Here is a 21,545-nt window from a genome sequence, read left to right as displayed (position 1 = left end):
AGGTTCCATACCGTCCCTGAAATACCGGGACTCATACTGGCGGTCTGACCAGCAAAGGGGATATCATGATTTCCCGTCTGCCGGCGATCATTTCTCGCCGAGTTTTCTCCCCGCTTCACACTATTTGAAGGATTAACCATGAAAGGATGGAGTCCCTTGCTGGCCCTGCTGGGTTGTGCCTGTGTCCAGGCCGCCGATGTTCCGCCCGGCACCCAACTCGCCGCCGAACAGGCCGTCGTGCGTCACCTGAAAGATGAACCGGCAAGCCTGAGCCCGCTCAAGCTGGTCGGCCTGCCCGAACTGCAGGTATTGCGAGACCTCTACGAGGGACTGCTGACCCAGGGACCGGATGGCAAGGTGCTGCCCGGCGTCGCGATGCGGTGGGACAACAAGGACAATCAGCAGTTTACCTTCCATTTGCGACCGGATGCACGCTGGTCCAACGGTGACAAGGTCAAGGCTGCCGACTTCGTCTACGGCTGGCGCAAGCTGGTTGATCCAAAGGAGGCCGCCACCTTCGCCTGGTTTGCCCAGCTGGCTCACTTCACCAAGGTGGACGAGATAGTGGCTGGCAAGCTGCCGCCCGAGGCGCTCGGGGTAAAAGCCCTTGACGAGCACACGCTGCAGGTGACCCTCTCCCAGCCAGTCCCCTATTTCCTGAGCCTGCTGACCCATCCCAGCCTGTCACCCCTGCATCAGGCCAGCATGGAACAGTACGGCAACCAGTGGACCCAGCCGGGCAAGCTGGTCGGCAACGGCGCCTTCGTGCTGAGCCAACGGGTGGTGAACGAGAAGCTGGAGCTGGCCCCCAATCCCCATTACTGGGACAGGGCTCATACAGTGCTGACCAAGGTCACCTTCGTCCCCATCAACCAGGAAACCGCTGCCACCAATCGCTACCTGGCAGGGGATCTGCACATCACGGAATCCTTCCCCAAGGAGTAGTATCACAAGCTGATGCAGCAGATCCCGGGTGAGGTCCATACCCCGGATCAACTCGGCACCTACTACTACGCCTTCAATACCCAGCTGCCACCGCTGAACGATGTGCGGGTGCGCAAGGCGCTCTCCTACACCATCGACCGCGGCCTCATTGCCGCCAAGGTACTGGGCACTGGCGAGAAACCGGCTTATCGCTTCACGCCGGATGTGACGGCCGATTTTGAACCCAAGGCCAACCTGCTCTCCAGCAGCAGCCAGCAGGCGCTAGATGAGAAGGCCAAGGCGCTGCTCAAGGAGGCCGGTTACGGCCCGGCCAAGCCGCTCAAGCTGACCCTGCTTTACAACACCGCCGAGATCCACAAGAAGATGGCACTGGCCATCGCCAACCTGTGGAAGCAGAAACTGGGGGCGCAAGTCGAGCTCACCAATCAGGAGTGGAAAACCTATCTCGACAGCCGCCAGAGCGGTCAGTTCGAGGTGATCCGTTCCTCCTGGGTGGCCGATTACAACGATCCTTCCGCCTTCCTCAGCCTGTGGGGCTCCCGACACAGTGGCAACATGGCCCGCTTTGCCAACGCACGCTACGACGAGATCCTGACTCAAGCGGCCAAGAGCCGGGATCCCGGTGAGCGAGCCCGCCTGTTCGACGAAGCCGAGTCCATCTTGCAAGATGAGGCGCCGATCGCCCCCATCTATCAGTACACCAATGCACGGCTGATCAAACCCTGGCTCAAGGGGTATCCCATCAACAACCCGGAAGACGTGGCCTATAGCCGCCAGCTCTACCTCATCAAGCACTGATCATGCGGGGGCCAGCCTGACTGGCCCCCATTCAGGGCTGTTCATGCTCACGTTTTAGGCATAAAATGCCGCCCTTTCCATCAACCCCCACTCTCTTATCCGGTTTGTTATGCGTTTCTTATTGATGATCCCCCTGCTGGTCACACTGCCTGCCCACGCTGCGAGCGAGTCACAATGCCGTCAGGCGTTCACGGACTGGATGCTGACCCAGCACCAGCAATTCAGCGATCGCAATGCCAGCAAGATGGAGCGACGCCAGGCCGAGCGGGCCATCGATCAGATGCGCGACGAATTTGCCAAGCAGGAGAGCTTCTGTCAGGCCATGGAGTGGGCGACGCATCATCAGGATCAGGATCCACGCTTCAACCCGAGACCAGGGGAGATCCACGACTTCACGCCCGCAAGCTGAATCAGCCGAATGAAAAAGCCCCGAACCTGAGTTCGGGGCTTTTTCATTTATCGAGCGAGACACTTGCCTCAGTCGACGTAGAAGGTCTGCTGGAAGGTGAGCGTCTGTTGCTGCCCCTCCCCCATGATCTTCAAGGTGAACTGGTAGGTATCCTGGTTGCGATAGGGCAGCACAGCCAGATAATAGATGGCGTCCCCCTCCTTGACCTCCTGGAAGGTCAGGGTGCGCAGGGTGCCGGTGAGGTTCTTAGCCTCGCCCGTGATCCCCACCGCCTGTGCCACCCCTTGCTTGTTCTGCACCGCGATATTGATGATGCCGTTGTAGCGACTGCGCTCCAGACCGTAGGCCTTGGCCACGTCAGGAGTAAGGAAGCTGGAGTTGAAGGCGCTGTAGTGCACTTGCCAGGGCCCCAGCTCCTTCATCTGTTCCGCCCGCAGCGGCAACGTCATCAGCAGTGCCAGCAGGCAGCTTATCCAGGCTGTTTTCATGGTGTCATCCTTCTCGTGTTATCCCTGAGTCTCCAGCAGGGCATGGATCTCGGCGGGGATCTGCCTGGGCGACTCGATGGCAACCGTCTTGTGCCGTCCCAGCTCCCCGCGCACTATGCGAACCTGTCCCTTGGCCACCTTGAACTGCTTGGCCAGGTACTTGATCAAGTGGCTGTTGGCCTGGCCATCCACCGGCGGCGCCGTGATGGCCACTTTCAACTCGTCTCCGTGCAATCCGACGATCTGATCCCGGCTCGCCTTGGGCTGGATCATCAGATGCAATATCAGCTCATCCCCTTCCCGCAGGACGGCTGGCATCAAATCATCCACCACAGCTGGCCGAACAGATCACCCAGCAGATAGTTGATGGCCTGCAGCCCGATAAAGGCGACCAGCACGGAGAGATCCAGCCCGCCCAGGGCCGGCAGGATGCGGCGGATAGGGGCAAGGAAGGGCTCGGTCAGCTGGTGCATCACGTGCTCGATGGGGTTGCGACCCTGGCTGACCCAGCTCAGGATGGCACGGATCAACAGTACCCAGAAGATCATGGAACCCGCTTTTTTCAGCACTGTCAGGGCGGCAAACAGGCTGATGGTGAGCCAGTCGGCCAGCAGCACGTTCATGCTCTTGAGCAGCGCCAGCTTGGCGAAGGCAATGATAATCGCCAGCAGCACCGAGGCCATGTCCACCCCACCGAAGCCAGGAATGACCCGGCGCAGCGGTATCACCAGCGGATTGGTCACCTTGACCACCATCTGGCTCATGGGGTTGTAGAAGTCGGCGCGGGCCCACTGCAACCAGACGCGCAGCAGCACCACCATGAGGTAGATATCAAAAATCGTGTTAATCAGAAAGTAAGCGGTGTTCATCTGAGCTCCAGCGGTAAGAGAAGAGTGTTCAGAAAAGAGTTTCCATCTCGGCAGCCCGTGCAACGGCTGCCTGCATGGCGTGAGCGGTCAGCGGCATCAGCCCCTGTTCCTGGAATGTCTTGATGGCCTCGGCTGTGGTACCCCCCTTGCTGGTCACCTGCTCGCGCAGGGCTTGCAGCGACAAATCGGGATTCTGCTCCACCATGGCGGCGGCGCCAAGGGCTGTCTGCTGCACCAGCAGGCGGGCCTGCTCGGGGTTGAAGCCCATGGCCTCCGCTTCTTCGGCAATCGCCTGCATGAACAGGAAGAAGTAGGCAGGTGCACTGCCGGCCGCCGCTATCACGCCATTGATGCCGGACTCTTGCGCTGTCCAGAGGGTCTTGCCCACGGCCTGCATCATCTGCTCGGCAACGTCGCGGTCGGCTTGCTCAACCCCAGGTGGGGCATAGAGACCCGTCATGCCCAACCCCAATAGAGAAGGGGTATTGGGCATGGTGCGGATGATGCGAGCGTGACCGCCCGCCATCTCGCCAAGACGGGCCACCTTGATGCCGGCCGCGATGGAGATGAGCAGCTTGCCCTCAAGGGACCCCAGCTCACCGACCAGCGCACTCAGCATGCCCGCCATCAGCTGGGGCTTGACCGCCAGCACTATGACGTCGGCCTCGCGGGCCGCCTCGGCATTATTCTGGGTGATGCGAATGCCATATTCGCTTGCCAGCGCATCCAGCTTGGGGCGGCTGGGATTGGCGGCGATAATACGCTCGGCCGGATAACCCGCCTGGACAAGGCCGGCAATGATACTGCGGCTCATATTGCCTGCGCCGATAAAGGCGAGGATTCTCTGCTGCATCAAACACTCCTGTGGATGAAATGGCTGCAAACACCTGCACTGCCTGCGCCGATAAAGGCGAGGGTTCCATATTGCATCAGGTGGTCTTGCTTATGAATAGTCACGGGCACCGAAGATGGCGGTACCGACCCGCACCATGGTGCTGCCATGGGCGATGGCCAGTTCGAGATCCTCGGTCATCCCCATCGAGAGGGTATCGACGCTCGGGTATTGTTGCGCAAGCTCGGTGAACAGAGTCTGCATACGCACCATCTGGGCAGCCAATACCGCTTCGTCACTGGTATGTTCCGGAATGGCCATCAGCCCCCGCAATACCAGCCTTTCACTGCGGGAGACCAGCTCGGCCAGCCGGAAAATCTCTTGCTCCGACGTTCCGGATTTGCTGCTCTCTCCGCTAATATTGATTTGCAGACAGATATTTAGCGGCGCCAACCCGGCTGGACGCTGGTTGTTGAGACGCTCGATCAGCTTGTCACGATCCACGCTCTGTACCCAGTCGAACCGTTCGGCCACCAGCCTGGACTTGTTCGATTGCAAGGGGCCGATAAAGTGCCACTCTATGTCTGTACAGACGGCTTGCTCGCGCAGTGTATCTATCTTGGTCGCCGCTTCCTGGGCATAGGACTCACCGAAGCGTCGCTGACCGGCGGCATAAGCCTCGCGAATGGCCTCAAGCGGCTTGGTTTTGCTGACCGCAAGCAGGTTGATGTGATCGACACAGCGATCCGCCCGGCGAGCGGCCTGTACAATACGTTCCTTTACCTGAAGCAGGTGCTGGGCAATCTGGCTCATATTTCGTTAGTGATCTTGTGATGGGAGAATGACAAGTCTATGGATATCACAGAGTTATTGGCTTTCAGTGTAAAGCATAAAGCCTCGGATCTACACCTCTCGGCCGGGGTTCCCCCGATGATCAGGGTTGATGGTGAGGTTCGCAAGATCAATTTGCCCGCCCTGGAACACAGGGAAGTGCATGCCCTCATTTACGACATCATGAACGACCACCAGCGCAAGGAACTGGAAGAGAACTTCGAGGTCGACTTCTCGTTCGAAGTCCCCAATCTGGCCCGCTTCCGGGTCAATGCCTTCCAGCAATCCCGCGGTTCGGGGGCCGTATTCCGTACCATCCCCAGCACAGTGCTGAGCCTGGAGGATCTCGATGCTCCCGAAATCTTCCGCAAGATCTCCGAATACCCGCGCGGCCTGGTACTGGTGACAGGGCCGACCGGCTCGGGCAAGTCCACCACACTGGCGGCCATGGTCAACTACATCAACGAGAACTTCCATCACCACATACTCACCATCGAAGACCCCATCGAATTCGTGCACGAGAACAAACGCTGTCTGGTAAACCAGCGGGAAGTTCACAGGGACACCAAGAGCTTCAGCAACGCCCTGCGTTCGGCACTGCGGGAAGACCCGGACATCATACTGGTGGGCGAGATGCGTGACCTCGAGACCATTCGTCTGGCAATGACGGCGGCCGAGACCGGCCACCTGGTATTCGGCACCCTGCACACCTCGTCGGCAGCCAAGACCATAGACCGTATCATCGACGTCTTCCCAGGTGCGGAAAAAGACATGGTGCGCTCCATGCTCTCCGAATCCCTGCGGGCGGTTATCTCCCAGACCCTGCTCAAACGGATAGGCGGCGGCCGGGTAGCGGCCCATGAGATCATGATGGGCATACCCGCTGTGCGCAACCTCATACGGGAAGACAAGATCGCCCAGCTCTACTCCGTGATCCAGACCGGGATGACCCATGGCATGCAGACCATGGATCAGAGCCTCAAGCAGCTGGTCAGCCGTGGTGTGGTCGCCTCACTCGATGCCAAGGCCAAGGCGGTCGACCCCAATAGCGTGTAACCACAACGGAAAACGAATCTAAGGAAGGAGTCGTTATGAATCTGGATGCCCTGTTGGTCGAACTGGTCGCACGCAAAGGCTCGGATCTGTTCATCACGGTTGGTACGCCCCCCACCCTCAAGATCAACGGGCATCTGTTCTCCCTCGGCAGCGAAGCGCTCGACAAGCAGAGCGCGCTGAACCTGGTCAGGGAGACGCTCAGCCCTGAGCATTTCGAGCGCTACATCCGCACCAAGGAGGGCAACTACGCCATCCACCGCGAGGCACTGGGACGCTTTCGGGTGAGTGCCTTCTGGCAGCAGGAGCTGCCGGGCATGGTGGTGCGCCGTATCGAGACCCGCATTCCAACCTTTGACGAACTGACCCTGCCGCCCATCTTGCAGGAGGTGGCCATGGCCAAACGCGGCCTGGTGCTGTTCGTCGGTGCCACCGGAACGGGCAAATCCACCACTCAGGCAGCCATGATCGGCTATCGCAACCAGAATGCGGATGGCCATATCCTGACGGTGGAAGATCCGGTGGAGTTCGTGCATCAGCACGGCCGCAGCCTGATCACCCAGCGGGAAGTGGGCATAGATACGGAATCATTCGATGTGGCGCTGAAGAGCTCCCTGCGCCAGGCACCTGACGTTATCCTCATCGGCGAGATCCGAAGCCAGGAAACCATGGAGTTCGCACTGCAATTTGCCGAGACCGGCCATCTTTGCCTCGCGACCCTGCACGCCAACAATGCCAACCAGGCGCTGGATCGCATCCTTCATCTGGTACCGCAGGAGAAACACCGTCAGTTACTGTTCGATCTCTCCTTCAACCTGCGCGCCATCGTCGCCCAGCAACTGGTGCCAAGCCTGGATGGTCGCCGCCGCTTCGCGGCCTTTGAAGTGCTGCTCAACACGCCGCTCATCACGGATATCATCCGCAAAGGTGAGGTTCACCGTCTCAAGGAGGTGATGACCAAATCCACCGAGCTTGGCATGCAGACCTTCGATCAGGCGCTGTTTACCCTGTTTTGTGCCGGCCAAATTGGCTACAGTGAGGCCCTTGCCCATGCCGACTCGGCCAACGACCTGCGACTGCTGATCAAGCTGTCCGGCCGTGAGCAGATGGGTGCAGGCACACTCGACAACGTCACCCTGGATGAATGAGGGGCGTGTGTCACCGCTATAAAGGATCGTTATGCTGATTGTGGTTTCCCCGGCCAAGACGCTGGATTACGAGTCACCTCTGGTGACCTCCCGTTTCACCCAACCCCAATTGCTGGATCACTCGGCTGAGCTGATCACCCGGGCCCGCCAGCTGAGCCCAGATCAAATCGCCAGCCTGATGAAGATCAGCGACAAGCTGGCCGGCCTCAATGCCGCCCGTTTTGCCCAGTGGCAACCTGACTTCCATCCGGACAATGCCCGCCAGGCGCTGCTTGCGTTCAAGGGAGATGTCTACACAGGGCTTGCGGTAGAAGATTTCAGCGACGGGGATTTCGACTTTGCCCAGGCGCACCTTCGCATGCTCTCCGGCCTCTACGGCGTACTGCGCCCGCTCGATCTCATGATGCCCTATCGGCTGGAGATGGGGACCCGGCTCGATAACAGTCGCGGCAAGGACCTCTACCAGTTCTGGGGGGATGTGATTACCCAGCACATCAATGCAGCGCTGGCAGCGCAGGGGGACGAGGTGCTGATCAACCTGGCCTCTGACGAGTATTTCAAGTCGGTACGACCGAAAGCACTGAAGGGCAGGATCGTCACCCCTGTGTTCAAGGACGAGAAGAATGGCCAGTTCAAGATCATCAGCTTCTACGCCAAGAAGGCGCGCGGCATGATGGCCCGCCACATCATCAAACACAGGCTGACCGAGGTTGAGCAACTGACTGGTTTCAACGTCGATGGTTACTACTTCGTGCCAGAAGAGTCTGACGCTCATACCCTGATGTTTAAACGTGCCGAAAATTAATTACAGAAAGAGGGAACCAAATTCAGGATCCCCGGGTCTGAATACGTGAATCCTCTGTTGTAAGCACTTTTTATCAGCCGACGTCTATGCGTCGGCTTTTTTCTGCGCGCGATTTCCGCGCTACTCTCCCATCCAGGATCCACTTGGCAAAACGGCCATCCGAGGATGGCCGTTGCTGCAGGTATGGCTTACTTCTTTTTCTTCTTGGCACTCTTCTTCTTGCCATCCTTCGGCTTTTTCTTCTTCACCGGCACTCGTGCTTCTTTGTGCTTGGGACGCAGCTCATCGATCACCCGGCGCTTGAGACGCTCTTCGGTGTAACGCTCAATCTTGGCGACCATGCCCATGTCGTGGGCTTCCACCAGGCTGATGGCGCAGCCACGGTTGCCGGCGCGACCGGTACGGCCGATGCGGTGCACATAGACGTCTGTACCATAGGGCATGTCATAGTTGATGACATGGCTGACGTTGGGCAGGTCAATGCCACGGGCGGCAACGTCGGTGGCAACGAGGAAAGGGACTTCCCCTGCATGGAACTTGCGGATCGACTCGACACGCTTGCTCTGTTCCATCTCGCCACGGATCCAGGCACATGGAATACCCGCAGCCTGCAATTGGCCTGAGAGTTCTGCCAGGCGCTCGCGGGTTCTGACGAAGACGATGGCTTTCTGGGTTTCCGGATCCTTGAGGATGTGGATCAACAGGGCCAGCTTGTGGGCGGCGTCATCGGCCAGATGTACCCACTGGGTAATTGGGCGACGTTCGCTGCGGGGCGGCTCGGCATGGAGTTCAACCGGCTCGTTGAGGATCTCGTTGGCAAACTTCTCCAGCCCGGCCCCTTCCAGGGTCGCAGAGAACAGCATGGTGTGCTTGCGATACCGCGCCTCCGCCACTATCCGATTCACATCCTTGACAAAACCCATGTCCAGCATGCGGTCCGCTTCATCTAGCACCAGCACTTCGATGTCGTGGCTCTCGAACTCTTCTTTATCTATGTACTCAAGCAGACGGCCCGGAGTAGCGACCACTATGTCGGTGGTCTTGGTCAGGGCAGGCAGCTGCTCTTCGTGGCTGACGCCGCCAATGATAGTCTCGATGCTGAGGTTGGTGTGCACCGCCAGCGCCTTGGCGTGGGCAGTAACTTGCAACGCCAGCTCGCGGGTCGGGGTCAGGATCAGCATGCGGCACGGGCCCGGCTTGCGGCGCGGGAAATCCAGCAGATGTTGCAGGGCAGGCAGCACGAAGGCCGCCGTCTTGCCGGTACCGGTCGGAGCGGATGCCAGAATATCGCGGCCGTCCAGGGCTGGCTCCAACACCATCTGCTGGATGGTGGTCGGGCGGGTGAATCCCATCTCGGCCAAGGCCCGGTTGAGGGCTGGATGCAGGTCGAAATCATCAAAGGACTGGCTCATGGCAATACTCGGTCATTAAGGAAACGGCAGATTATAGGCGATTATGTCGTCGGCTCCTATGGTGACTGTGGCTTAGTCGCTATAATCGCCGACCATTTTGTGTGTAACTGGCATATGACGGGGGTCAGATGGGACGAAACAGCGGCTTTACCTTCAAACAGTTTCACGTCGAGCACGACCGCTGCGCCATGAAAGTCGGCACGGACGGCATACTGCTGGGCGCCTGGGCACCGGTGGCCGAGACCCGCCGGGTGCTGGACATAGGTACCGGTAGCGGCCTGGTTGCACTCATGCTGGCCCAACGCAGCAGATCCGACTGCATCATAGATGCGGTGGAGCTGGATATGAATGCAGCGACTCAGGCCAGAGAGAATGTGGCGGCCTCCCCCTGGGCAACCCGGATCAACATCATGGGGGGCGCCATTCAGGATTATCAGGCGACCCCCTATGACCTCATCGTCTCCAACCCCCCCTACTTTGGGGCAGGCCAGTCTCTGCGCGACCCGGCCAGGGCACTGGCTCGACATACAGGCTCCCTCGACAGCCGGGATCTGCTGGCCGCATGCGATCGCTTGCTGACCCCTGTCGGACAAGTCGCGCTGGTGTTGCCGACCGCCATGGCCGATGAAATTTTATGCATCTCGGCAGATTATGATCTGCATGGAGTTTGTTATACAGCTGTTATCACCAGAGCTGGGAAAGAGGCAAATCGTGTTTTATTGCTACTTGGCAGAGGATTAAACAGGTGCGAGCAGGGTGAGATTGTGATCCATTCTGCTGGGGGAGCCTATTCCGACAGATACATCCAACTGACCCACCCCTTCTATTTGAAGATGTAAATTTCGTCTTGAACTATTTTTTCACGCCATTATGCTGACTCTCAAACGAGCGCCCGCTCCAGACCAGCTCAAACCACTGGTTGTGATGAAAAAACACGCGGGGCTCCTTTTTTTTACCCCTGAACAACGCCGGTCACTGACCAATAAAAAACTATAACAAGCAATAGTTTACAAGACAGACGAGGTTGAACTTGACGAAATCACTCACATTTTCCGATGTACTCGGATTGGGCTTCATGACCTTTGCGTTCTATCTGGGCGCCGGTAACATCATTTTCCCGCCATTGGCAGGCTACATGGCAGGTGAGCACCTCTCCCTTGCCATGCTGGGCTTCCTGGTCACAGCCGTGGGCCTGCCCCTCATCACCATCATTGCCGTCGCCAAAGCGGGCAATGGCTGGGCTGGCATGACCAAGTTGCTGCCTGCCGGTCTGGCAACCGCACTGGCCGTGGCCATCTATATCATCATTGGCCCGGCCTTTGCTGCTCCCCGTACCGGTCTGGTTGCCTATGAAATGGGCCTCAAGCCCTTTATCGGTGATATGGGTCAAGCCGGTCTTGCCGCCTATACAGTGATCTTCTTCGGCATTGCCATACTGGTCTCCCTCAATCAGGGCAAGCTGATGGATACCATCGGCAAATACCTGATGCCGGTTCTGATGGTTCTGTTGCTGACCCTGGCCGTCGGCGTCTTCGTCGCACCGCAAGGTACAATACCGAGCGCCACCGGTGACTATCTCGAGGGCCCGTTCGTGAAGGGGATCCTGGAAGGCTATAACACCATGGATACCCTGGCCTCCCTGATGTTTGGTGCCCTGATCATCGATCTGCTGCGCCAGAAGGGGATCAACGACTACAAGAGCCAGTTCAAATACCTGGCCATTGCAGGCCTTATATCTGCCATCGGCCTGTCCGTGGTCTATGTTTCACTGTTCCAGCTGGGTAATACCGCAGCCGGGGTTGCCACCGACGTCAGCAATGGCGGCGCCATCGTCAACGCCTATGTGCTGAGCCTGTTTGGTCAACCGGGTCAGTTCATCCTGGCCGGCATCATCACCCTGGCTTGCTTCACTACCGCAGTGGGCCTCATCTCCGCCTGTTCCGACTTCTTCCACAATCTCACAGGCATGAGCTACAAGAAGCTGGTTGTCCTGCTGGGTACCATCTGCGCCATCGTCGCCAACGTGGGTCTGAGCCAGCTTATCAGCCTCTCCATCCCTGTGCTCGTCGCCATCTATCCGGTCGCAGTGGCACTGGTGCTGGTCACCTTCCTGAAGGGATACTTCGGTCGTCCCCGTCTGGCATTCCGCTCTGTCCTGATGGTGGCGTTCCTGTTCGGTTGCCTGGATGGTCTGGGTGCTGCCGGCATGAAGATGGATGCCTTTGCCTTCCTGCCACTGTTTGACAAGGGCCTGGCCTGGTTGCTGCCGACCCTGCTGGCCTGTGGCCTGGGCATGGCGGTGCGCTCCAGCGAGAAGCTGGCTGCCGAAGCCGCCTGACAACAATTTGTTCCGATATAAAAAGAGGCCAGCATATGCTGGCCTCTCTCTTTTCTCTGATCCGTCACCACAACATCAAAGCAGCGGGACTACCGGTTTGGGTTTGCCTTCCAGGCCATACCAGTGCGTCTCGATCCGACCGGCATGCCACTGGAACGTGCCCCAGGGCCTGTCTGCCTGCCAGCGCGGAAAACTCACTACCACCTTGTTGTCGTCGTACTTATAGAGCGAGGTGCTGATCTGGACATCAGACAATATGAGTAGCAAAACCCAGCCGATGAAAAGCCATTTCAGCGCTTTCCACATAGCATTACTCGAAACAGATTTCGATGGTGGCACGACCGTAGTCTGACTCGAACGGCATCATGATCTTGGTGCCGTCGGCCCTATGGGTAATGGTATGGTTCGGGCCCGAGACAATGATGGGGGTCGCCATATCAAACTCGTAGCCCTTCTCTCCCAGCATGCGCTTGGCGCCGCCGGTCACCATGTTGGTGATCTCGCCCACCATGTCGGTCACTTCTTCGTTGATGGTCGCCGGCGCTTCACCCAGCATGCGGCGCATGATCTCCAGTGCCAGCCCCTTCTCGAAACTGATGGAGAGGGAACCCCGGGTCTGCGGACCGACCATGCCGATAAGACCAGAGACATCGCCGCGCGCCAGTTCGTCCATCTTGCGCTTGGGTTTCCCTGGTCTGAGCTCCAGCTGTGCCATGGTAGAAAGCACATTGAGCAGGGAAAGCAGGAATGGGTTTACAAAATCAGCCTTCATGTTGACTTCCTACGGTGGGCGTACAGCGAGCACATTGTCCATGTGCCTCTATTGTCTTATTGGTAATAGTAAAACCATGCTGGTGGGCCTGCTCGGAAAACGCGCTATCGATGGCAGTATCATGAAGCTCTACCACATCCCCGCACTCGTCACAGATCAGCAACTGCATCGGATGGGCATGGTCAAAATGACAGCAGAATATGAAAGCGTTGAGCGACTCCACCTTGTGGGCAAAACCCTGCTCGAGCAAAAAATCGAGCGCTCGATAGACAGTCGGCGGCTTGGCATGAGCCTCGGTTTGCTGCAGTTGAGCCAGCAGATCATAGGCGCTAATGGCGTTGCCGTGGGCGGCCAGCAGAGTGAATACCTGGCGCCGGGTAGGGGTGAAGCGGATCCCGCGTTGTTCGCAGAGTCGTTCGGCTCGTTGTAAAAGTTGGTCTTGATTCATGATCACGCAAATACCCTTTCTATTAGCCGGATACTACCACAGGGCCTCGCATGGCGCGGCGACAAAATTCATTTTCTGGGGCTGCCTCACGTTGTGATAAAATCCCGCCCCTTTGTTTAGCCAACCCGGATGATTTTTATGCAGGCGCAGCGTTTTTCCATCGCCCCCATGCTGGACTGGACCGATCGGCATTGCCGTTATTTCCACCGTCTGATGACCCGCCAGACCTTGCTTTATACCGAAATGGTGACCACGGGTGCCATCATCCATGGCAAAGGAGATTATCTGGGTTACAGCGAGCAGGAGCACCCCGTCTCTCTGCAACTGGGTGGCAGCAATCCGGCGGATCTGGCCCACTGCGCCAAGCTGGCCCGGGAGCGCGGCTATGACGAGATCAACCTCAACGTCGGCTGCCCGTCAGATCGGGTTCAAAATGGCCGCTTCGGTGCCTGCCTGATGGGTGAACCGGCGCTGGTGGCCGACTGCGTCAAGGCGATGCGCGATGCGGTCGATATCCCGGTGACGGTCAAGACCCGGATCGGTATCGACGATCAGGACTCCTACGAATTTTTGCAGGCCTTTATCGAGCAGGTGCGCGATGCCGGTTGCGATACCTTTATCGTCCATGCCCGCAAGGCATGGCTCAGCGGTCTGAGCCCACGTGAAAACCGCGAAATCCCGCCACTCGACTATCCCCGCGTCTATCGGGTCAAACAGGATTATCCCGAGCTGACCATAGCTCTCAACGGCGGTGTCACCAGCCTCGAGCAAACGCTGGAACATCTGCAGCAGGTGGATGGGGTCATGATGGGGCGCGAAGCCTACCAGAACCCCTACATACTGGCGCAGGTAGACAGCCAGCTGTTCGGTCTGACGAGCGAGATCCAGAGCCGCCATGAAGTGGTGCGAATGATGCTCCCCTACATGGAGCAGGAGCTGGCCAAAGGCAACTATCTCTCCCACATGACCCGCCACATGCTGGGCCTGTTCCAGAACATGCAGGGAGCCCGTGCCTGGCGTCGTCACCTTAGCGAGAACGCCTGCAAACCGGGCGCCGGCATTCAAGTCGTGCTGGATGCCATGGCCAAGGTGCCGGAATTCGCCAACGCCGAATCGGTAGAGTGATCATGTACCGCTTCACGGGTTCATGGCTGCACAAGGCAGTTGTCCGGCTCTGCGCCGGACTGTTGGCCATCCTCGGCATCAAGCTCAGCGCCTTCTACTTTCTCGGTCTGCTGATCGTGCTGGGCCTGCACAAGGATCATTTGCTGAGCTGATCCATGCCACCTCCCTGCCAACCAATGAAAAAGCGGGTAACACCAGGTGTTACCCGCTTTTCTCTATGGGGCCATCGCTCCTGAGTTACTCCCCCTTGTCCACAAACTGCAGTTCGGGCGCAAATGATGTCAGTACGTCGGCACAGTAGTCCCAGGTCGAGATGCGATAGTGCTGCAAATCCTCATCCAGATGCAGGCCCTCCGACTCCTGATGGAACCAGCTGGCGAAACGGGACGGGGTGATGAGCTGGATCTGCTCCTCGATGGCATGGCTCTCCTTGCCTTCCGACAGATCACAGTCCTCCATGACCCGAACGGCGAAGATATGACGAAAATAGACTCGACACAGGATCTGTGGCGGCAGATCGATACTGCGCGCCCGACCCAGCATGACGGTCAGGGAATCACTCCAGATATCCTGATGAAGCTCGGCCACAACCAGGCCTGGGGGGAGTTGGCGGGACGGAGCCCAAGGTACGGCAACCTGCCGAATGGCATTTTTCTGTTCCATCATCCACCTCACTACGGCGCACGCCATATCTTGAGTGTATCTGAAACAAATTCCGCTGACGATGGCAATAAAAAACCCGGCTGGCGCCGGGTTTTACACGATTACTTGACGGCGTCTTTCAGCGCCTTGCCTGCCACAAAGGACGGCACATTCGCGGCTGCAATCTGGATTTCTTTACCAGTCTGCGGGTTACGACCAGTACGGCCAGCGCGATGGTTCACCTTGAAGGTACCAAAACCCACCAACTGCACGGCATCGCCTTCTTTCAGGCTCTGGGTAATACCATTGATGATCTCTTCCAGAGCCACTTTGGCCTGAGCTTTGCTCAGATCTGCTTTGGCTGCAATTGCATCGACAAGTTGAGCTTTGTTCATAACATTTCCTTTATGATCGGGCATTTAGCACCGGGCCACTCTATTCAAAAAAAAACACTCAGGCAAAGGCTTTATCAGCCAGATTGGCTTGAATGCTGGGGTTTTCATCAAGATCTGCGGAAATAGTCACATATCTCGCTACTTCGTTATCGTGAGCGACAGGAAGGGGAGAACAAATGATGACGTCTTGTAGCCAAAACACCACCTGACGTAACAATATCCCCATACACCTATTGACGGTCAACCGGATTTTCCCTAGTTATAGGGAGTGTCGTCAGTCAATAAGAAAGGCCGGAGGCCTGTAGCGATAGCACTCCATGCCTATGCCCCACGGAGGGATTATGTTAACTGAACTGGAAAAAACAAAGCGCGCATTGGCAGGAAAACACCGTGCTATCGATGACTGGCTGGATGCCAGGCAGGCACTGCTGGTCGAATACATGCGGCTCGCCGGGCTGACCCCCGCCCGCAACAAACAACGCTCACTGCCCAGTCCATCCGAGCTGCAACGCTTTTGCGATCAGCTGGTCGACTACGTCAGCGCCGGTCACTTCGAGATCTACAACCATGTGGTCGCCGCCTTTGAACAGGCCAGCGGTGACAAGCTGGAACTGGCCAAGCGCATCTATCCCCACATTCGGGAATGCACTGAATTCGCACTGGAATTCAACGACAAGTACAGCAACGCAGACGAAGCTCAAATGTTGCTGCTTGATGAGGATTTGAATCAGTTGGGACCTGTACTGGAGGATCGCTTCAAACAGGAAGATCGGCTGGTCAAGGCACTGCAAGTGGTAGAGTCACTCAGCGCCCAACGGGTTTGATATCCAATTTCGGAGCCAGTTCAAGATCCTGATGCGCAAGGTGCATTACACTCTATGTCATGACCTTATAGCGCTAATCCCTATTGCTGACAGGAGATGATAATGTCCGAGCGTCGACGTTTCTCACGGATCCTCTACTTGACCATGGCCGACCTCGTCCAGGGAGATAAAACATGGCGGACCCAACTGGTCGATGTCTCTCTGCAAGGGGCGCTTCTGATCCGGCCCGATGACTGGGAGAGCCGTGATAACAAAGAGTATGAACTCGGCTTTGTCCTGAGCGGCAGTGACATCGAGATCAAGATGCAGGTGGAGCTGACCCATGAAGCCAGCAAGAAACTGGGGTTCTACTGCCACCATATCGATATCGACAGTGCGACCCACCTCAAGCGGATGATAGAGCTCAACGTCGGCGACGAAGACTTGCTCCACCGTGAACTGGAGCAACTGCTGGACGAGCACCTGGAACATCCTCATCCCTGAGCCCCAGTCCAGAATCAATAAAAAGGAGCGCCGGTTTGCGCTCCTTTTTATTGCTGAATCTTCACACTGTGCCAACAACGCTGGATGTGGGGTTACAACGCCTCAAGCGCATCTGCCAGCTTCTTCACCGGTACCACTTCCATCCCCTCGATGGGGTGCTTGGGTGCATTGGCATAAGGCACTATGGCACGGCGAAAACCGTGTTTGGCCGCTTCCTGCAACCGCTCCTGACCGGACGGCACGGGCCGGATCTCGCCGGACAGACCCACTTCGCCAAAGACCACCAGGTCTTTGGGCAAGGCCTGGTCTCGAAAACTGGAGACCATGGCCAGCAAGAGAGCCAGATCCGCACTGGTCTCTTCAACCTTGACGCCCCCCACCACGTTGATGAAGACATCCTGATCCGCCATCTGCAGCCCGCCGTGGCGGTGCAGCACGGCCAGCAGCATGGCAAGCCGGTTGTGATCCATCCCCACCGCCACCCGACGCGGATTGGAGAGCTGGGAGTAATCCACCAGCGCCTGCAGCTCGACCAACAGTGGCCGGGTGCCCTCCCAGATCACCATGACGATGGAGCCAGGCGCCTGCTCTTCACCCCGGCTGAGGAAAATGGCGGAGGGATTGCTCACCTCGCGCATGCCCTGCCCCGTCATGGCGAACACGCCGAGTTCGTTGACGGCACCGAAGCGGTTCTTGTGGGAGCGCAGGGTGCGAAAACGCGAGTCATTGGCACCATCCAGCAGCACTGAGCAGTCGACACAGTGCTCCAGCACCTTGGGGCCCGCCAGGGTGCCGTCCTTGGTGACGTGGCCCACCATGAAGATGGCGACGTGATTCTGCTTGGCATAACGGGTCAACAGGGCCGCAGCCTCCCGCACCTGGGAGACGGAGCCGGGAGATGACTGCACATCCGCCACATGCATCACCTGGATGGAGTCGATGACCATGATCTGCGGCTGCTCCTGCTGAGCGATGATGCAGATCTGCTCGACGCTGGTCTCCGACAGCATCCGCAGCTTGTCGGTGGGCAAGCCCAGCCGGCCGGCGCGCATCGCCACCTGCTGCAACGACTCTTCCCCCGTGACATAAAGGGTCTTCATCCGCTCGGCCAGGCCACACATGGTCTGCAGCAACAGAGTGGACTTGCCCGCCCCCGGATTACCGCCGATCAGGATGGCAGAACCCGGCACCACACCACCGCCAAGCACCCGATCCAGCTCCTTGAAACCGGAGGAGAAGCGGGGGATCTCTGTGGTAGCGATCTCAGCCAGCGTCTGTACCTGACTGCCGATGGCGCCAGCGTAGCCGGTATAGCGGGCGTTCTTGCCCGGCGTCACCGACCCCAGACGAACCTCGGTAATGGTGTTCCACTCCTTGCATTCACCACACTGGCCTTGCCAGCGTGTGAAGTCGGCACCACATTCGGTACAAACATAGGCAGTTTTATTTTTGGCCATGGATAACTCGGGGACAGGATGAATTCCTGCTTGATATACTTGTTTGCGACCGACAGATCAAACCCAGAATCGGAAAAATGACTTTCCGTGGCAGGAACACATGGATTCAGAACAACAACAACACCTGATCGAACAGCTCATTCCTCTGCTCAGAGAAAAAGATTTCGATGACATTTTCAACCGCCTGACTCAAGGTGAAAATAGCAACAGCCGTTTTCTGATCAAGATGGAGATCAAGCGCAGATGTACTCTCTGCCGGCGGGTCATCGACATGCGTGACGAGCTGGGAGACGCCTGCCTGGTGCATGAGTTTGAAGGGGTCACCCACTTCATGCCTGCCGAAGCCATAGGCCTGTTCCAGTCCCAATGCTATCTCTATCGCGATCTGTACACTCTTGGCGTGTACGAGACGCTGCAATATTGGCAGAAGCACCACCAGCACAAGAGCGACAATCAGTTGCAACCGCCCACCAGCCCATTTCGGCAGTTCGACGTCAATGCCATTCCCTTCGCCAGCTACTATGGTCGACGTCAGGAGCGAATGCACTTCAGCTCTCCCGTGGTGATCAAGTTTGCCGATGGAGAAAAGCTGTTTGCCAAGAGCTCGGATCTCTCCATCGGCGGCATTCGCGTCTCGGTCTCCTATCTGCCCAATTACCAGACCGGTGCCCAGGTCGAAGTCTTCTTTACCGGCCTGGAGCGGGACCACCCCAATCCCGTCCTGCATCAACCGGTCAGCTACCAGATTTTGGGAGAGGAGAGCAAGGAGGGAAAATATTGGCTGAGGCTGGTCAAGACAGGTGAACACCCGGGCTTTGATGCCTTCCTCACGGAATTTATCGAGAGCAACAAGAGCCGCTATCGGGTCAGTGTCGACTACCTGCTGTCGGCAGCCATCATCAAGGGCTACGAGCAGTTCTACCTGCCTCGCATGACCGGCATGCCGCTGTTCTTCGGCTCGGGAGACAGCCCCAGCCTCGAGATTGCCCTTCGCACCGAGAATAACCAGCACATTCTCGAATACTGGCGCGATGCCAAGAACCGCGACATGCTCGCCAGCCTCTTTTCGGCAGCCCGTATGCAATCCCTGCTGCCCGCAGCGGGTACCTTGCGTGAGACCCTGATCTACTGCTTCACCCACTCGGTTCGCAGCCACCTCTATTTTTTCTCCGCCACCCGGGAAGAGTTGCAGCAGAGCGGCCTGACCTCACTGTTTTTCCAGGTTGGTGCTCGTCGGCCCAGCTGGCGCGTCTATAAATTCAGCCTCGAACGCTGCGCGCTGCACGAGGCCGATCTAGCCAGCCAACAGAACCAGGAGAGCCTGCAGTTGCAGGACATGCTGCTGCAAGAGCGTCTCAAGCAGATAAGCCATGTCGGCTTGTTGCAGGAGATTGGCCTTGAAAACCAGCGGGAAGAGTTTCAATACGACGCCACTTTGCAGCACAACGCCAACGAGTTGCAGCGCTTCGGCCACGATACCGGGGCGGCCCCCTTTGAAATCGAGACGCTGCACTATGTTCAACTGCGCAAAGAAGCACGCTACATCCACAAGACGGCCGTTGCCATCAAGCATAATGGCAAGGCTTGGCTAGGCTGGACCCGCGACATCTCGGCCCACGGCATGCAGATAGAGCTGGAAGAGGCGATCGATGGCGCGAAAGACGACATCGTCACCATCGCCTTGCCCCGTTTGCAGGAGCTCTCCAAGAGCATGGACTTGCAACACCTCTCCTACCGGCTGGTCAGCATCAACCAGACACGGACTGTGCTGCATCTCTGCATCGAGGGGGACCCGGAGCGCCATACCGGCCGCCAGTTCTTCAGCCTGCTGATTGAAAGCAACCAGAACAAACTCAAGGCGGCGCAGGAACAGCGCCGTTATCGCGGCATGGCCAGGGCGCTGCGCAACATCTACACCCACCATGTCTTCAGTACCCCTGTGTACATCAACAAGCTGAAGGGAGCCCCGAGACCGGCCTCCATCGGCCATGCCCCTCATACACGCAGCCTGTCACGTCTGCTGCGGGCCTATGCCGAGCGCAGCGATCAAGACAACCTCTATCCCCTGTTCCAGGGAGACCTGCTCAAACAGCTGGTCATGAACCCGCTGCGCGCCATCGAGCGGGAGGACAAGCCCCAGGAGGAAGAGGTCTACATCGCCAGCCTGCATACACCAGCCGGCCTGCCCGTGTTTACCAGCCGACTGGCCAGCAGCTTTCAGAACCTGGCGGAAAAACGCAGCTTCATCGAACAGGCCTTGCGCCAGGGGGAGTTCTACTCTGTGCTGGTCGGCATCTCCCGTACCGGGCGACCCGACACCAACTTCATCGCCAACGAGCTGGACTACATCGCCAAGTTCGCCATTCACAAGGCCAAAAAGCTGGAAGAGGAGCTGTGGAGCGTGGTGGGGGTAGGCGAGCTGACAGATACCAGTCAGGCCACCCTGTTCCGGCTCGGCATCACTTCGCCGCAACACTGAACCCGCCTGAACGAAACAGGGCGCAACATGCGCCCTGTTTTTATTGTCATGCCGCCTGCGGGTTGAGCAGCCACGCGAGGATCTGCGGGAAGTGATCCTCCTGCGCCTGCGGCGCAGTCAGCATATTGATGTGATCGTAATCGAGCCGGTTGCCGTTATCCTTGCCAAGCCTCGTGTGGCGCGCGGCTGACCCCATCTCGGCAGTGAAACGACGCACATCGGTCGGGTGACCCAGCACCTTGTCAGCCTTGGCCGAGATCATCCAGAGCGGCGGCCAGTTGACCCGCGCCGCGGCTTCGCCATAGGAAAAGCCGTCGTACGGGTCCTGCCAGGGACCACATTTGACCCAGGGGATCGTCTCCTGCAAGTAGCGCAGCGGCTCGTCATCCGCCCCTATCTTCAGACGGCGGGCCGCCAGAAAACCGGTACGACGGGCCAGCCAGGGCGCCAGTCGATTCCAGATGAGATCCACCTTCAACCAGCGCTCGGGGTTTTGTACCGATACCCCGCGCTTGGTGCCAAAAAACACCAGGCTGGCGATCTGCTCGATCAGCTCAGGAAAACGCACCAGGGTCGAGGCCATGATGACGCCACCCCAGGAGTGGGCCATCCAGTTCAGCTTGAAACCGCTGTGACGCGCCGCAATCCAGCGGTGCAAGGCGGGCAGATCCTCGGTGATCAACTCATGCTGACCATGCTCCGACTGCTCGGCGATAGCCGGTGTGCTCAAGCCCCGCCCCCGCAGATCGGCCACATAGACCTGATAACCGTGGCGTGCCAGAAAGCAGGCCAGTCCCTTGCCCGATTCGGTGTAGAAGATGCGGCCATTCTCGATGGCGCCGTGCACCATCAGGATCGGCTCGCCATGTACCGCCACCCGCGGCTGTATGTGACGCACATGCAGTTGATGTGCGCCACAGGGGATAAACAGGGATTGCTGTAACAGTTCCATCTCGATGTGACGTCCTCCGTGACGTGGGGTCAGTTGTTCG

Annotated in this window: 24 protein-coding genes and 1 pseudogene; 12 read left to right on the top strand and 13 right to left on the bottom strand. The window is 58.1% G+C overall.

The features are described 5' to 3' along the window. The first annotated feature begins 138 nt into the window (after positions 1-138). Both OKC28_RS06185 and OKC28_RS06180 read left to right on the top strand, forming a co-directional pair. Positions 139-1,743, top strand: a pseudogene (locus tag OKC28_RS06185) (peptide ABC transporter substrate-binding protein). Between the two features lie 109 nt (positions 1,744-1,852). Further along, positions 1,853-2,152, top strand: a complete 300-nt coding sequence (locus OKC28_RS06180) for a hypothetical protein (protein WP_059112460.1) — start codon at positions 1,853-1,855, stop codon at positions 2,150-2,152. A gap of 68 nt (positions 2,153-2,220) precedes the next feature. Here OKC28_RS06180 and OKC28_RS06175 read toward each other — a convergent pair whose 3' ends face one another. From OKC28_RS06175 to OKC28_RS06155, 5 genes are all read right to left on the bottom strand, one after another. Beyond that, positions 2,221-2,640 carry a DUF4426 domain-containing protein gene (locus OKC28_RS06175; protein WP_005320482.1) on the bottom strand — a complete coding sequence of 140 codons (420 nt, stop codon included), beginning with the start codon at positions 2,638-2,640 and terminating at the stop codon, positions 2,221-2,223. Between the two features lie 18 nt (positions 2,641-2,658). After that, the gene (yggU, locus tag OKC28_RS06170; RefSeq protein WP_005320479.1) at positions 2,659-2,958 is read right to left on the bottom strand and encodes a DUF167 family protein YggU; all 300 of its coding nucleotides are present in this window, start codon (positions 2,956-2,958) and stop codon (positions 2,659-2,661) included. Beyond that, complete coding sequence (locus OKC28_RS06165) at positions 2,958-3,509, bottom strand: YggT family protein (protein WP_005320477.1); 552 nt, start codon at positions 3,507-3,509, stop codon at positions 2,958-2,960. Before OKC28_RS06165 ends, yggU begins: the two co-directional genes overlap by 1 nt. 28 nt (positions 3,510-3,537) lie before the next feature. Then, positions 3,538-4,362, bottom strand: coding sequence for a pyrroline-5-carboxylate reductase (proC, locus tag OKC28_RS06160; RefSeq protein ID WP_270688186.1), 825 nt, complete (start codon positions 4,360-4,362; stop codon positions 3,538-3,540). Positions 4,363-4,452: 90 nt separating this feature from the next. Further along, positions 4,453-5,154: a YggS family pyridoxal phosphate-dependent enzyme gene (locus OKC28_RS06155; RefSeq protein WP_270688184.1), complete on the bottom strand. Its 702-nt coding sequence runs from the start codon at positions 5,152-5,154 to the stop codon at positions 4,453-4,455. Between the two features lie 39 nt (positions 5,155-5,193). Here OKC28_RS06155 and tapT point away from each other — a divergent pair, with 39 nt between their 5' ends. From tapT to yaaA, 3 genes are read left to right on the top strand one after another with little or no spacing between them, the layout of a single operon-like run. Next, positions 5,194-6,228 carry a type IVa pilus ATPase TapT gene (gene tapT, locus OKC28_RS06150; protein WP_005320466.1) on the top strand — a complete coding sequence of 345 codons (1,035 nt, stop codon included), beginning with the start codon at positions 5,194-5,196 and terminating at the stop codon, positions 6,226-6,228. A gap of 35 nt (positions 6,229-6,263) precedes the next feature. After that, positions 6,264-7,373, top strand: coding sequence for a type IVa pilus ATPase TapU (gene tapU, locus OKC28_RS06145; RefSeq protein ID WP_270688181.1), 1,110 nt, complete (start codon positions 6,264-6,266; stop codon positions 7,371-7,373). 31 nt (positions 7,374-7,404) lie between these two features. After that, positions 7,405-8,178, top strand: coding sequence for a peroxide stress protein YaaA (gene yaaA, locus OKC28_RS06140; RefSeq protein ID WP_059169418.1), 774 nt, complete (start codon positions 7,405-7,407; stop codon positions 8,176-8,178). Positions 8,179-8,366: 188 nt separating this feature from the next. Here the strand turns inward: yaaA and srmB are convergent, their stop codons facing one another. Continuing rightward, positions 8,367-9,590 (bottom strand): ATP-dependent RNA helicase SrmB, encoded by a 1,224-nt coding sequence (gene srmB / locus OKC28_RS06135; protein ID WP_005320462.1) that lies wholly within the window; start codon positions 9,588-9,590, stop codon positions 8,367-8,369. Between the two features lie 128 nt (positions 9,591-9,718). On the opposite strand from srmB, the gene OKC28_RS06130 reads away from it, so the two are divergent. Together OKC28_RS06130 and brnQ are read left to right on the top strand one after the other, a co-directional pair. Beyond that, positions 9,719-10,429 carry a tRNA1(Val) (adenine(37)-N6)-methyltransferase gene (locus OKC28_RS06130; RefSeq protein WP_270688178.1) on the top strand — a complete coding sequence of 237 codons (711 nt, stop codon included), beginning with the start codon at positions 9,719-9,721 and terminating at the stop codon, positions 10,427-10,429. Positions 10,430-10,614: 185 nt separating this feature from the next. Then, on the top strand, positions 10,615-11,928 hold the full coding sequence (gene brnQ / locus OKC28_RS06125; protein WP_270688176.1) for a branched-chain amino acid transport system II carrier protein: 1,314 nt from the start codon (positions 10,615-10,617) through the stop codon (positions 11,926-11,928). 75 nt (positions 11,929-12,003) lie between these two features. Here the strand turns inward: brnQ and OKC28_RS06120 are convergent, their stop codons facing one another. The 3 genes from OKC28_RS06120 to zur are packed head-to-tail and all read right to left on the bottom strand — an operon-like array spanning position 12,004 to position 13,148. After that, a complete protein-coding gene (locus OKC28_RS06120; RefSeq protein ID WP_270688174.1) occupies positions 12,004-12,234 on the bottom strand; it encodes a hypothetical protein in 231 nt (76 codons plus the stop codon). A 4-nt stretch (positions 12,235-12,238) separates the two neighbouring features. Next, on the bottom strand, positions 12,239-12,700 hold the full coding sequence (locus tag OKC28_RS06115; protein ID WP_005320452.1) for a chemotaxis protein CheX: 462 nt from the start codon (positions 12,698-12,700) through the stop codon (positions 12,239-12,241). Further along, positions 12,690-13,148 (bottom strand): zinc uptake transcriptional repressor Zur, encoded by a 459-nt coding sequence (gene zur, locus OKC28_RS06110; RefSeq protein ID WP_005320451.1) that lies wholly within the window; start codon positions 13,146-13,148, stop codon positions 12,690-12,692. Before zur ends, OKC28_RS06115 begins: the two co-directional genes overlap by 11 nt. 138 nt (positions 13,149-13,286) lie before the next feature. Between zur and dusA the strand changes: the two genes are divergently transcribed. After that, on the top strand, positions 13,287-14,273 hold the full coding sequence (gene dusA, locus OKC28_RS06105; protein WP_270688172.1) for a tRNA dihydrouridine(20/20a) synthase DusA: 987 nt from the start codon (positions 13,287-13,289) through the stop codon (positions 14,271-14,273). 2 nt (positions 14,274-14,275) lie between these two features. Beyond that, on the top strand, positions 14,276-14,425 hold the full coding sequence (locus OKC28_RS06100) for a hypothetical protein (protein WP_021140465.1): 150 nt from the start codon (positions 14,276-14,278) through the stop codon (positions 14,423-14,425). A gap of 85 nt (positions 14,426-14,510) precedes the next feature. Here the strand turns inward: OKC28_RS06100 and OKC28_RS06095 are convergent, their stop codons facing one another. Continuing rightward, positions 14,511-14,936, bottom strand: coding sequence for a hypothetical protein (locus OKC28_RS06095; RefSeq protein ID WP_005320448.1), 426 nt, complete (start codon positions 14,934-14,936; stop codon positions 14,511-14,513). A 101-nt stretch (positions 14,937-15,037) separates the two neighbouring features. Continuing rightward, a complete protein-coding gene (gene hupA / locus OKC28_RS06090) occupies positions 15,038-15,310 on the bottom strand; it encodes a nucleoid-associated protein HU-alpha (protein WP_005305063.1) in 273 nt (90 codons plus the stop codon). Positions 15,311-15,651: 341 nt separating this feature from the next. Here hupA and OKC28_RS06085 point away from each other — a divergent pair, with 341 nt between their 5' ends. Both OKC28_RS06085 and OKC28_RS06080 read left to right on the top strand, forming a co-directional pair. Beyond that, entirely contained in the window at positions 15,652-16,134 is a 483-nt protein-coding gene (locus tag OKC28_RS06085) for an Rsd/AlgQ family anti-sigma factor (RefSeq protein WP_005320446.1), read from the top strand. A 102-nt stretch (positions 16,135-16,236) separates the two neighbouring features. Then, the gene (locus OKC28_RS06080; protein ID WP_005320440.1) at positions 16,237-16,617 is read left to right on the top strand and encodes a PilZ domain-containing protein; all 381 of its coding nucleotides are present in this window, start codon (positions 16,237-16,239) and stop codon (positions 16,615-16,617) included. Between the two features lie 92 nt (positions 16,618-16,709). Here the strand turns inward: OKC28_RS06080 and radA are convergent, their stop codons facing one another. Beyond that, positions 16,710-18,074, bottom strand: coding sequence for a DNA repair protein RadA (radA, locus tag OKC28_RS06075; RefSeq protein ID WP_005320438.1), 1,365 nt, complete (start codon positions 18,072-18,074; stop codon positions 16,710-16,712). A gap of 100 nt (positions 18,075-18,174) precedes the next feature. Between radA and OKC28_RS06070 the strand changes: the two genes are divergently transcribed. Then, positions 18,175-20,553 carry a PilZ domain-containing protein gene (locus OKC28_RS06070; RefSeq protein WP_270688169.1) on the top strand — a complete coding sequence of 793 codons (2,379 nt, stop codon included), beginning with the start codon at positions 18,175-18,177 and terminating at the stop codon, positions 20,551-20,553. Positions 20,554-20,599: 46 nt separating this feature from the next. Here OKC28_RS06070 and OKC28_RS06065 read toward each other — a convergent pair whose 3' ends face one another. After that, positions 20,600-21,505 carry an alpha/beta hydrolase family protein gene (locus tag OKC28_RS06065; RefSeq protein ID WP_270688167.1) on the bottom strand — a complete coding sequence of 302 codons (906 nt, stop codon included), beginning with the start codon at positions 21,503-21,505 and terminating at the stop codon, positions 20,600-20,602. Positions 21,506-21,545 lie beyond the last annotated feature (40 nt).

It is taken from the genome of Aeromonas sp. D3 (genome assembly GCF_027705025.1).
In the GTDB taxonomy this organism is placed as follows: domain Bacteria; phylum Pseudomonadota; class Gammaproteobacteria; order Enterobacterales; family Aeromonadaceae; genus Aeromonas; species Aeromonas salmonicida.
This window is presented reverse-complemented; position numbering and strand designations above follow the sequence as displayed.